At 69.5% G+C, this 11,982-nt stretch carries 11 protein-coding genes; 8 read left to right on the top strand and 3 right to left on the bottom strand.

The window, feature by feature from the left end; all coding sequences use genetic code 11:
• Nucleotides 1–318: PEP-CTERM sorting domain-containing protein (locus ACILR4_RS09510; protein WP_395700606.1), on the top strand; the 318-nt coding region annotated here is incomplete at its 5' end.
• On the opposite strand, the gene ACILR4_RS09505 is transcribed toward ACILR4_RS09510, so the two are convergent.
• Complete coding sequence (locus ACILR4_RS09505) at nt 293–1,819, bottom strand: YifB family Mg chelatase-like AAA ATPase (RefSeq protein ID WP_395700605.1); 1,527 nt, start codon at nt 1,817–1,819, stop codon at nt 293–295. The two genes, ACILR4_RS09510 and ACILR4_RS09505, sit on opposite strands and share 26 nt — an antisense overlap.
• Before the next feature lie 244 nt (nt 1,820–2,063).
• On the opposite strand from ACILR4_RS09505, the gene ACILR4_RS09500 reads away from it, so the two are divergent.
• From ACILR4_RS09500 to ACILR4_RS09480, 5 genes are all read left to right on the top strand, one after another.
• Entirely contained in the window at nt 2,064–2,798 is a 735-nt protein-coding gene (locus ACILR4_RS09500; protein WP_395700604.1) for a TorF family putative porin, read from the top strand.
• A 16-nt stretch (nt 2,799–2,814) separates the two neighbouring features.
• The gene (locus ACILR4_RS09495; RefSeq protein WP_395700603.1) at nt 2,815–3,153 is read left to right on the top strand and encodes a P-II family nitrogen regulator; all 339 of its coding nucleotides are present in this window, start codon (nt 2,815–2,817) and stop codon (nt 3,151–3,153) included.
• A gap of 35 nt (nt 3,154–3,188) precedes the next feature.
• Nucleotides 3,189–4,718 (top strand): ammonium transporter, encoded by a 1,530-nt coding sequence (locus tag ACILR4_RS09490; RefSeq protein ID WP_395700609.1) that lies wholly within the window; start codon nt 3,189–3,191, stop codon nt 4,716–4,718.
• Nucleotides 4,719–4,882: 164 nt separating this feature from the next.
• The gene (gshA, locus tag ACILR4_RS09485; RefSeq protein ID WP_395700602.1) at nt 4,883–6,181 is read left to right on the top strand and encodes a glutamate--cysteine ligase; all 1,299 of its coding nucleotides are present in this window, start codon (nt 4,883–4,885) and stop codon (nt 6,179–6,181) included.
• Nucleotides 6,182–6,337: 156 nt separating this feature from the next.
• Entirely contained in the window at nt 6,338–8,221 is a 1,884-nt protein-coding gene (locus ACILR4_RS09480; protein ID WP_395700601.1) for a potassium transporter Kup, read from the top strand.
• 64 nt (nt 8,222–8,285) lie between these two features.
• Here the strand turns inward: ACILR4_RS09480 and ACILR4_RS09475 are convergent, their stop codons facing one another.
• Nucleotides 8,286–8,777, bottom strand: a complete 492-nt coding sequence (locus tag ACILR4_RS09475; protein WP_395700600.1) for a GNAT family N-acetyltransferase — start codon at nt 8,775–8,777, stop codon at nt 8,286–8,288.
• 183 nt (nt 8,778–8,960) lie between these two features.
• Nucleotides 8,961–9,722, bottom strand: a complete 762-nt coding sequence (locus ACILR4_RS09470) for a class II glutamine amidotransferase (protein ID WP_395700599.1) — start codon at nt 9,720–9,722, stop codon at nt 8,961–8,963.
• A 105-nt stretch (nt 9,723–9,827) separates the two neighbouring features.
• On the opposite strand from ACILR4_RS09470, the gene ACILR4_RS09465 reads away from it, so the two are divergent.
• Nucleotides 9,828–11,006, top strand: a complete 1,179-nt coding sequence (locus ACILR4_RS09465; RefSeq protein WP_395700598.1) for a benzoate/H(+) symporter BenE family transporter — start codon at nt 9,828–9,830, stop codon at nt 11,004–11,006.
• Between the two features lie 11 nt (nt 11,007–11,017).
• Entirely contained in the window at nt 11,018–11,971 is a 954-nt protein-coding gene (gshB, locus tag ACILR4_RS09460) for a glutathione synthase (RefSeq protein ID WP_395700597.1), read from the top strand.
• The last annotated feature ends 11 nt before the right edge of the window (nt 11,972–11,982 follow it).

Here is an 11,982-nt window from a genome sequence, read left to right as displayed (position 1 = left end):
GTCGATGGCGTGCTCATCGATTACTACCGGCCCGGCGACTCGGGCTCCAGGACCTATGGGCTGGGCGGCGCCGGTGTCCACCAAGTCAGCCTGAGCATGACCCGAAACATCGCGCAACTGTCGGCCTTCGAGGACAAGCACTTCGGGCAGCAGGCCTTCTTCGCGTGGCAGATCGAGGACGCCGGCGGGGGCCCGACCGCCACGGTGCCGGAGCCTGGCACGGTGGCGCTGATCGCCACCGCCTTGCTCGCGGCCGGCATCAGCCGGCGGCGCACGCGTTGCCAGCCGGGCGTCAGCGGCCCGGCAGCGCGCGCCTGAACTGCAGCGCCTCGGCCAGGTGCGGCACGCCGATGGCGTCCGCGCCGGCCAGGTCGGCCACCGTGCGCGCAACCTTCAGCACGCGGTGCAGCGCGCGGCCGGACCAGCCCAGGCGCTGCGCGGTCTGCTGCAGGAAGCCGGCGCTGCGCGCGTCCAGGGCGCAGACGCTGTCGAGCTGCGCCGCCTGCAGCGCGGCATTGGCGCAGCCCTGGCGCTGCAGCTGGCGCGCGTGGGCCGCGGCCACGCGCTCGGCCACGGCGGCGGACGACTCGCCATCGGGCTGCGCCAGCATCTCGGCGGGCGGCAGCAGCGACACTTCCACCTGCAGGTCGATGCGGTCGAGCAGCGGGCCCGACAGCTTGGCCTGGTAACGCGCAATCTGCTCGTCCGTGCAGCGGCAGCCGCGCGCGCTGCCGCTGGGCGCGCCAAGGTAGCCGCAGGGGCAGGGGTTCATCGCGGCCACCAGCTGGAACGCCGCCGGGTAGCTGGCCTGGCGCGCCGCGCGCGAGATCGTGATGTGGCCGCTTTCCAGCGGCTCGCGCAGCGCTTCCAGGGCTGAGCGCGGGAACTCCGGCAATTCATCGAGGAACAGCACGCCACCGTGGGCGAGCGAGATCTCGCCGGGCCGTGGCGGCGTGCCGCCGCCGACCAGCGCCACCGCGCTGGCCGAGTGGTGCGGCGCGCGCACCGGGCGCTGCGCCCAGCGCGTGGCATCGAAGCCGCCGGGTGACAGGCCCTGCAGCGCGGCACTGGCCAGCGCCTCGGCCTCGTCCATCGGCGGCAGCAGGCCGGGCAGGCGCTGCGCCAGCATCGACTTGCCGGTGCCGGGCGGGCCCACCATCAACAGGCTGTGGCGGCCGGCCGCGGCGATTTCCAGCGCGCGCTTGGCGCCGGCCTGTCCGCGCACCTCGGCCAGGTCGGGGCCACCGGCCGGCGCCACCGGATCGGGCGGCCGCACGCAGGGCAGCGGCACCGCGGCGTCGCCGGGCAGCAGCGCCTGCACCACCGCCAGCAGGTGGCCGGCACCGTGCACGCGCACGCCGCCGGCGCGCGCGGCCTCTTCGGCGCTGGCCTGCGGCAGCACCAGTGCGCGTGGGGCCCCGGCGCGACGCAGCCCGAGGGCCAGCGCCAGCGCGCCGCGCACCGGGCGCAGTTCGCCGGCCAGCGAGAGTTCGCCGGCGAATTCGTGCGCGTCCAGCCGCGCCACGTCGAGCTGGCCGTCCGCGGCCAGGATGCCCAGCGCGATGGGCAGGTCGAAGCGGCCCGATTCCTTGGGCAGGTCGGCCGGGGCCAGGTTCACCGTCACCCGCTTGTTGTGCGGGAACTGGAAGCCTGAGTTGGCCAGCGCGGCACGCACCCGCTCGCGCGCCTCCTTCACCTCGGTGTCGGCCAGGCCGACGAGCGTGAAGCTCGGCAGGCCGTTGGCCAGGTGCACCTCCACCTGCACCGCCGGCGCATCGAGGCCATCGAGCGCGCGGCTGTGGATCACGGCCAAGGACATCTTGTTCTCTCCCTCTTGCTGGCGCCGGATTGTGGGGCGTGAAGGGCCGCACGCCCGAATGCACCGATGCGGTGCTTTGGCGGCGAATGCGCCAAGTTCGTGCGTCCACATGCTGCAACTCGGGTCGCGCTCACCGGCTTGGGGCGGTGACAAGCCGTGAGCGAGGTGGCATGGAAGCTGCAAAACACCGGCGGAGCTTTCCCACCCATCTCTGTCGACATCCCATTACCTGGAGCCCTGCCCCATGAAGAAATCGCTGCTCGCCCTCTCGGTCGCCCTGGCCGCCGGCGCGATCCCGACCGCCTCGTTCGCCGACCTGGCCTTCAACGTCGGCGGTGTCACCGAATACCGCTACCGCGGCATTTCCCAATCGCGGCTGAAGCCCGCGCTGCAGGGCGGCATCGACTATTCGAACGGTGGCTTCTACCTCGGCGCCTGGGCCTCGACGATCAAGTGGATCAAGGATGCCGGCGGCGACGGCAATGTCGAGATCGACGTCTATGGCGGGTACAAGGGCGACATCGTCAAGGACTCGCTCAGCTACGACGTCGGCGTGCTGACCTACAACTACCCGAGCAACAAGCTCAAGGCCATCACCGGTGCCAAGGCCGACACGGTCGAGCTCTACGGCGCGCTGACCTTCGGTCCGGCCACGGTGAAGTACTCCCATGCGGTGACCGACACCTTCGGCAACCCCGACAGCAAGAACAGCTTCTACCTCGAGGCCGGCGCGAGCTTCGACGTCTACGACGGCTGGTCGCTGGCGCCGCACATCGGCTACCAGAAGATCAAGGGCCCGTTCGAGGATCCGGCCACCTACACCGACTACTCGCTGACGCTGTCGAAGGACTTCAAGGGCCTGGTGCCCAGCATCGCGATCATCGGCACCGACGCGGACAAGAGCTTCTACGTCTCGCCGGTCAACGGCAAGAAGCTGGGCACCACCAAGCTGGTGCTGGGCATCAAGTACAACTTCTGATCGATCGGAGACAGCCATGAAGATGGTGACGGCGATCGTCAAGCCCTTCAAGCTTGACGAAGTGCGCGAGGCACTGAGCGCGATCGGCGTTCAGGGCATCACGGTGACCGAGGTGAAGGGCTTCGGCCGCCAGAAGGGCCACACCGAGCTGTACCGCGGCGCGGAGTACGTGGTGGACTTCCTGCCCAAGGTGAAGATCGAGGCTGCGGTGGACGACGGCATCGTCGACCGCGTGATCGAGGCCATCGAGGCCTCGGCCCGCACCGGCAAGATCGGCGACGGGAAGATCTTCGTGTCAGCGCTCGAACAGGTGGTGCGCATCCGCACCGGCGAGACCGGCAAGGACGCGCTCTGAGGCGCGCCCCGAACTTCAAGAGACAACCCACCATGATGAAGAAATTCATAGCTTCGCTCGCCCTGGGCCTCGCGGTCCTGGGCTTTGCCGGCGGCTCGATGGCCCAGGATGCGGCCTCCGCCCCGGCGGCCACCGCTTCGGCCGCGCCGGCGGCGGCATCGGCTGCGGCCCCCGCACCCGCCGCCGCTTCGGGCGCCGAGGCCGCGGCTTCGGCGGCCGCGCCGGCCGCTTCGACCCCGGTCGCCAACAAGGGCGACAACGCCTGGATGCTGGTCTCCACGCTGCTGGTGATCATGATGACCGTGCCCGGCCTGGCGCTGTTCTACGGCGGCCTGGTGCGCAGCAAGAACATGCTGTCGGTGCTGATGCAGGTGATGGTCACCTTCTCGCTGATCGTCGTGCTGTGGGCGCTGTACGGCTACAGCCTGGCCTTCACCGAAGGCAATGCCTACATCGGCGGCCTGGACCGGCTGTTCCTGAAGGGCATCTTCGACCCCGTGAAGGGTGAGTTCGCGATGGGCGCCACCTTCAGCAAGGGGGTCTACATCCCCGAGCTGCTGTTCGCCGCCTTCCAGGCCACCTTCGCCGGCATCACCTGCTGCCTGATCGTCGGTGCCTTCGCCGAGCGCATCAAGTTCACGGCCGTGCTGCTGTTCATGGTGCTGTGGTTCACCTTCAGCTATGCGCCGATCGCGCACATGGTCTGGTTCTGGATGGGCCCGGACGCCTACACCGCCAAGGAAGTCGTGGACGCCACCAACGCCAAGGCCGGCCTGATCTGGCAATGGGGCGCGCTGGACTTCGCCGGCGGCACCGTGGTGCACATCAATGCCGCCATCGCCGGCCTGGTCGGTGCCTTCATGATCGGCAAGCGCGTGGGCTACGGCAAGGAAGCCATGGCGCCGCACAGCCTGCCGCTGACGATGGTCGGTGCCTCGCTGCTGTGGGTGGGCTGGTTCGGCTTCAACGCCGGCTCGGCGCTGGAAGCGGGCAACTCGGCGGTGCTGGCCTTCATGAACACCTTCACCGCCACCTCGGCCGCCGTGCTGGCCTGGTGCCTGGGTGAAGCGATGCTGCGCGGCAAGGCCTCGATGCTGGGTGCGGCCTCGGGCGCGGTGGCCGGCCTGGTGGCCATCACCCCGGCGGCCGGCAATGTCGGCCTGATGGGCGCCATCATCATCGGCTTCATCGCCGGCTTCGCCTGCCTGTGGGGCGTGAACGGCCTGAAGCGCCTGATCGGCGCGGACGACTCGCTGGACGTGTTCGGCGTGCACGGCGTGGGCGGCATCATCGGCGCGCTGCTGACCGGCATCTTCAACAACCAGTCGCTGGGCGGCCCGGGCCTGGTGTCCGACTGGGTCACCGCCACCGTGTCCAGCAACGGCATGTGGGACCAGTTCGTGATCCAGGCCAAGGCGGTGGGCCTGACCATCGTCTGGTCCGGCGTGGTGGCCGCGGTGTCGTACAAGATCGTCGACCTGGTGATTGGCCTGCGTGTCACCGAAGAGGAAGAACGCGAAGGTCTGGACATCAGCTCGCACGGCGAGACGGCGTACAGCAAGTAAGCCCGGCGCGGCTGACCCACGGCCGGCGGCAGGCGCTGCCGGCCCCCCCCATGCGAAGGGCTGCCCACGGGCAGCCCTTTTTCTTGGGCGCTGCGGCACCACCTTCCTACAATCCTGCGTCCGCCCAGGCCGCGGGCAGTCCCTTCACCGCAGGCAGCCCTTTCATGGTTCCCCACCTCATCACCGCGCTCAACGGCCCGATCAACGAACTCGAGGCGCGCATCCTCGAATCGATGCCCGCCATCGAGCGCTGGTTCCGGCTCGAATGGATGGAGCACACGCCGCCGTTCTACACCGCGGTGGACGTGCGCAACGCGGGCTTCAAGCTCGCGCCGGTGGACACCAACCTGTTCCCCACCGGCTTCAACCACCTGACGCCCGAGATGCTCCCGCTGGCGGTGCAGGCGGCGATGGCGGCGATCGAGAAGATCTGCCCCGAGGCCAAGAACCTGCTGCTGGTGCCCGAGAGCCACCTGCGCAGCAACAGCTTCTACCTCACCCATGTGCAGCGCCTGGTGCAGATCTTCGGCCAGGCTGGCCTCAACGTGCGCCTGGGCACGCTGGACCCGGCGGTGAAGGAGCCGCTGACGCTGTCGTTGCACGACGGCAGCGAACTCACCATCGAACCGCTGCTGCGCACCCGCGGCCGCCTGGGGCTGAAGAACTTCGACCCCTGCACGATCCTGCTGAACAACGACCTCTCCGAAGGCGTGCCGAAGGTGCTGGAAGGCCTGCACGAGCAGTACCTGCTGCCGCCGCTGCACGCCGGGTGGTCCGTGCGCCGCAAGAGCAAGCACTTCCAGAGCTATGAGGAAGTGGCCAAGAAGTTCGCCAAGCTGCTGGGCATGGACCCCTGGCTCATCAACCCGATGTTCGGCCAGTGCGGCCAGGTCGATTTCGATGACCCGGCGGGGCTCGATTGCGTGCAGAGCAACGTCGACGCGCTGCTGACCAAGATCCGCCGCAAGCACAAGGAATACGGCATCAACGACAAGCCCTTCGTCGTGATCAAGTCCGACAAGGGCTCGGCCGGCCAGGGCCTGATGACGGTGCGCGACGCCAAGGACCTGGACGACGTGAACCGCCGCACCCGCAGCAAGCTCAGCCTGCTGCCCGCGGGCGAGGCGGTGACCGAGGTGATCATCCAGGAAGGGGTGCCCACGTACGAGCGCGTGCACGAGGCGGTGGCCGAGCCGGTGGTGACGATGATCGACCGCTACGTGGTCGGCGGCTACTACCGCGTGCACGCCGAACGCGGCATCGACGAGAACCTGAACACCCCGGGCTCCAGCTACGTGCCGCTGGCCTTTGCCGAGAGCCACCACCTGCCGCGCCTGGGCGAGAAGCCCGGTGCCAGCGCGCCGAACCGCTTCTACATGTACGGCGTGATCGGCCGGTTGGCGATGCTCGCGGCCAGCTACGAGCTGGAAGCCACCGATCCCGACGCCGAGGTCTACGAGTAGGCCAGCCCAGCGTGCCATTGGCGGGCTTTGTCAAGCCCGCCCCCCGCGGTGTGGTGGCGCGGCCGCACCCACGGTTGACGCACTGCACAAGCGCAAGCGCACAATGAGCGCCCTTTCGGTTGCCGCCGGCCCGCCCGAGGCCGGCGATTCCTCGCAGTGAGCAAGGCATCCGCCTCCAAGAGTCCGGCCGCACTGGCCGCGCTGACCCTCGGCGCCCTGGGCGTCGTCTACGGCGATATCGGCACCAGCCCGCTGTACGCGCTGAAGGAAGTGTTCCACGGCGGGCACGTGCAGGTCACCGCCGAGAACATCCTCGGCGTGCTGTCGCTGATCTTCTGGACGATGACCATCATCGTCTCGGTGAAGTACGTGCTGCTGATCCTGCGCGCGGACAACAACGGCGAAGGCGGCCTGATCGCGATGCTGGCGCTGGCCACCACCGCGGTGAAGGAGAAGCCGGCCTTGCGCTCGGTGCTGATGAGCGTGGGCCTGTTCGGCACCGCGATCTTCTATGGCGACGGCGTGATCACGCCGGCGATCTCGGTGCTCTCGGCGGTCGAGGGCCTGGAGGTCGCGGCGCCGCAGTTGCACGCCTTCGTGATTCCGCTCACCCTGGTGGTGCTGACCGCGCTGTTCGCGGTGCAGCGCCTGGGCACCGGCGGCATCGGCCGCGCGTTCGGGCCGATCACGCTGGTGTGGTTCATCGTGCTGGTGGCGCTGGGCCTGCCGCACGTGCTGCAGAACCCGGCCGTGCTGGTGGCGCTGAACCCGCTGTACGCGATCGGCTTCTTCGTGCGCGAGCCGCTGGTGGCCTTCATCGGCCTCGGTGCGGTGGTGCTGTGCGTCACCGGCGGCGAGGCGCTGTACGCCGACATGGGCCACTTCGGCAAGCTGCCGATCCGCATTGCGTGGTATGGCTTCGTGATGCCGGCGCTGGTGGTCAACTACTTCGGCCAGGGCGCGATGCTGCTGGCCGACCCGGCCACCATCGAGAACCCGTTCTACCTGATGGCGCCGGGCTGGGCCCAGCTGCCGCTGGTGATCCTGGCCACGGCGGCCACCGTGATCGCATCCCAGGCGCTGATCTCGGCGGCGTTTTCGGTCACCAAGCAGGCCATCCAGCTCGGCATCCTGCCGCGCATGGCCATCAAGCACACCTCGGTGCGCGACACCGGGCAGATCTACGTGCCCTTCGTGAACTGGGGGCTGTACGTCTTCATCGTGCTGGCGGTGGCGCTGTTCAAGACCTCGTCGAACCTGGCCACGGCCTACGGCATCGCGGTGACGATGGACATGACCATCACCACGGTGATGACCTTCTTCGTCATCCGCTACGGCTGGAAGTACCCGCTGGCGTTGTGCCTGCTGGCCACCGGCTTCTTCTTCGTCATCGACGTCACCTTCTTCCTGTCGAACATGCTGAAGCTGCTGTCCGGCGGCTGGTTCCCGCTGCTGATCGGCATCGGCATGTTCACCTTGATGGCCACCTGGCGGCAGGGGCGCGCGCTGGTGAGCCACCGACTGCGCGACGAGGCGATCGACCTGCGCAGCTTCCTCGAGGCGGTGTTCATCAGCCCGCCGACGCGCGTGCCCGGCACCGCGGTGTTCCTGGCTGCCGACGAGGGCCTGACGCCCAACGCGCTGATGCACAACCTGAAGCACAACAAGGTGCTGCACGAGCACAACCTGTTCGTCACCGTGAAGCACCACGAGGTCCCGTGGATCGGCTTCGACAAGCGCATCCAGATGGAGACGCTGGGCCACGACTGCTGGAGCGTGGTGCTGCACTTCGGCTTCAAGAACGACCCCGACGTGCCCGAGGCATTGAAGCTGCTGGAAGACCGCGGCATCCCGCTGCCCGAGATGGACACCAGCTACTTCCTCAGCCGCGACATCGTGATTCCCACGTTCGGCGACGGCATGCCGATGTGGCGCGAGAAGCTGTTCGCCGGCATGCACCGCAATGCCTCGGCGGCGGCGGACTTCCTGAACCTGCCGTCCAACCGCATCGTCGAGCTCGGCGCCAAGGTCGAGATCTGAGGCGCGCGCCGGTCGCCGCGGCCGGCATGCCGCCAAGCCAGGCTGGGCAGGGTCGGCTGCGTGTTCAGCGTGCCGACGCCACCGGGCTGCGCGCGTTGCGCCGCATGCGCAGGTGCAGGCTGTCGTGGCCGCTGACCTCGAAGCCGAAGCGGCGGTACAGCCGCTGCGCGCGGTTGTCGGGCTCGACATGCAGGTCGATGCACTGGCCGCGGTGATCGGCGCCATCGGTCAGCAGCTTCAGGATCGCGCTGCCCAGGCCCTGCCCGCGCAGGCTGGGGACCAGGCTCATGTCGATCAGGGTGGCGTGCTGGTCCTCGCAACGCCAGTACAGCCGGCCGATCGGCGTGCCGGCTTCGGCCAGCAGCAGGAACATGGCGCCGGGATGGTGGGCGCGGTAGTAGCGCTGCTGGTAGTCGAACTGCTGGTCGAGGAAGCTGCGGCAGCGCGAAGGCGACCAGCCCGTGGCGCGCATCTCGTCGTCTCGCGTCGAGGCATAGAGCTCGCGCAGGAAACCCTGGTCACCCGTTTCGGTCGCGCGCGCCTGGACGCTCGCCACCCGCGGCAACTCCGCCGACGGCGGGGCCCCCAACACTTCCCGCAGACACGCCATCCCCGTACGTCCTCACCGAGGGCCTTTCAGCGTTTCATGCTACGAAGGCCTCGCCGGGGCATCAAGGCCGGGGTGAAAAAGTGCACTCGGCGCTGGCGCGCCAGTCCGGATGCGGTAGCGCCGGGCGCGCTAGCTGTGCAACTCGGCCCCGTGCCGGCTCAGGCGCAGCCAGCTGTTGGCCGGCAGCGAGCGCCAGTCGTCGCCCTGGCTGTCCAGCGGCTCGGAGGCCACGACGCTGCCCTGGGCGCGTTCGCTGACGTACAGCGTCGGCGGCCGCCCATCGCTGGAAAAGCGGAAGGCATGCACTTCCTGGCCATCGGTCAGCGCCGCCGCGAAGCGCAGCGGTTCGGTGCAGCCGGCCTGGCGCATCAGCGCCAGGGTGTCTTCCAGCACCGTCGGCATCGCCTGGTCCGGTGTCTCGCCGGCCTCGATGCGTGCCAGCGCCAGCAGGAACAGCAATTCGGAATCGGTGGCGCCCTTGCGGGCCGCGTACAGCGCGTCGGGCAGCCGCGCCTCGAGCTGGCGTCGCACGCGGGCATAGCCGCCGATCTGGCCGTTATGCATGAACATCCAGCGGCCGTGCTTGAACGGATGGCAGTTCTGCCGCGCGATCGAGGTGCCGGTGGCGGCGCGCACATGCGCGAAGAACAGCCGCGACTGCACCGTGCCGCACAGCGCCAGCAGGTTCTCGTCCGACCACGCGGGCATCACCTCGCGGTAGATGCCGGGCTCCTCGCGCTCGCCGTACCAGCCGATGCCGAAGCCGTCGCCGTTGGTCACTGCCTTGGCTTCCTCGGCCTTCAGCGCCTGCCGCAGCAGCGAGTGGCGCGGGGCGCACACCAGCTGGTCCAGGTAGATCGGCTCACCGAGGTAGGCAATCAGTCGGCACATGGTGAAGAGGACGTGACGATGACGGATTATCGGCGGCGCACCGCTGCGGCTTGAACCGAACAGTGCTGCGGACGCCCGGCAGTTCGCCCGATATGCTCGCGGCCCATGCGCACCCTGAAGCAAGATCTGTCCCTGTCGGCGGTGGTGGCCGGCTTCGTCGCGGTGCTGGTGGGCTACACCAGCGCGGTGGCGATCGTGTTCCAGGCCGCGCAGGCCCTGGGCGCCACGCCGGCGCAGACGGCGTCGTGGATGTGGGCGCTGGGCCTGGCGATGGGGCTGTCCACGCTGGCGCTGTCCTGGGCCTATCGCCAGCCGGTGCTCACGGCCTGGTCGACGCCCGGCGCCGCGCTGCTGGCGGCCAGCCACGGCGTGACGCTGCCCGAGGCCACCGGCGCCTTCCTGCTGTGCGCGCTGCTGATCACGCTGGCCGGGGCAACTCGCCTGTTCGAGCGCCTGATGGACCGGTTGCCGATGGCGATTGCCGCGGCCCTGCTGGCCGGCGTGCTGGCGCGCTTCGGCCTGAACGCGGTGCTGGCGGTGCAGAGTGCGCCGGCGCTGGTGCTGGCAATGGCGCTCGCGTTCGTGCTGGGCCGGCGCTGGTGGCCGCGCTATGCGGTGCCGGGCGTGCTGCTGGCGGGCATCGCGGTGGCAGCGCTGCAGGGCACGCTGCACTGGCAGGCGCTGACGCTGGATTGGACGCGCCCGGTGTGGACCGCGCCGCAGTTCAGCCTGTCGGCCGCGGTGGGCGTGGCGCTGCCGCTGTTCATCGTCACGATGGCTTCGCAGAACCTGCCCGGCGTCGCGGCCCAGCGTGCCGCCGGCTACCAGACGCCGGTGTCGCCGGTGATCACCGCCACCGGGCTCACCACGCTGCTGCTGGCGCCGTTCGGCGCGTTCGCGATCAACCTCGCGGCCATCACCGCCGCGATCTGCATGGGCCGCGAGGCGCATGACGATCCGGCGCGGCGCTACACCGCGGCCCTGAGCGCCGGCGTGTTCTATCTGCTGCTGGGGCTGGCGGGCAGCGCAGTGGCCGGCCTGCTGCTGGCCTTTCCGCGCGAGCTGGTGGCGGCGGTGGCCGGGCTGGCCTTGCTGGGCACCATCGCCGGCGGCCTGGCCACGGCGCTGCGGGACGAACGCCACCGCGACGCCGCTGCGCTGACCTTCCTGGTCACGCTGTCGGGCGTCTCGATGGCCGGCATCGGCTCGGCCTTTTGGGGCATGGTGGCCGGCCTCTTCACGCTGGCTGTGCACAATTGGCGCCCCTCACGTCCGACCGCCTGAGCGCTGCCACCATGAAGCTGCTGTTCGTTGCCGACCCGCTGGAATCGTTCAAGACCTACAAGGACACCACCTTCGCGATGATGCGCGAGGCCGCGGCCCGTGGCCACCAGCTCTGGGCCTGCGAGCCGGCCGACCTGGTGTGGCACCGCGGCGCCCGCGTCGTCGCGCGGCAGGCGCGCTGCATCACCTTGACCGGCGACGAGCACGCCTGGTTCAGCACCGTCGCGCAGGCCGAACTGGCACTGGCCGATGCCGATGCGGTGCTGATGCGCAAGGACCCGCCCTTCGACAGCGAGTATTTCTACGCCACCCACCTGCTGGGCCAGGCCGAGCGCGAAGGCGCGCGCGTGTTCAACCAGCCGGCCGCGCTGCGCGACCACCCGGAGAAGCTGGCGATCCTGGAGTTCCCGCAGTTCATCGCGCCGACGCTGGTGACGCGCAGCGCCGACGCGGTGCGCGCCTTCCACGCCGAGCACCAGGACATCATCCTGAAGCCGCTGGACGGCATGGGCGGCATGGGCATCTTCCGTGTCGGGCCCGACGGCCTGAACCTGGGCTCGATCGTCGAGACGTTGAACCAGGACGGGCGGCAGACGCTGATGGTGCAGCGCTACCTGCCCGAGATCGTCAAGGGCGACAAGCGCGTGCTGGTGATTGGCGGCGAGCCGGTGCCGTATGCGCTGGCGCGCATCCCGCAGGGCAGCGAGATCCGCGGCAACCTGGCGGCCGGCGGCAAGGGCGTGGCGCAGCCGCTGACCGCCCGCGACCGCGAGATCGCCGAGGCGCTGGGCCCGACGCTGGCCGCGCGCGGGCTGCTGCTGGTGGGGCTGGACGTGATCGGCGACCACCTGACCGAGATCAACGTCACCAGCCCGACCTGCTTCCAGGAAATCACGGAGCAGACGGGTTTCAACGTGGCGACAATGTTCATCGACGCGCTCGAGCGCGCCGTTCAGAAGACATAACAGACAAGAAG

It is taken from the genome of Aquabacterium sp. (genome assembly GCF_044226965.1).
Classification (GTDB): domain Bacteria; phylum Pseudomonadota; class Gammaproteobacteria; order Burkholderiales; family Burkholderiaceae_C; genus Pseudaquabacterium.
Note: the sequence above shows the minus strand (reverse complement) of the source record. Positions and strands in the feature narration are given on the sequence as shown.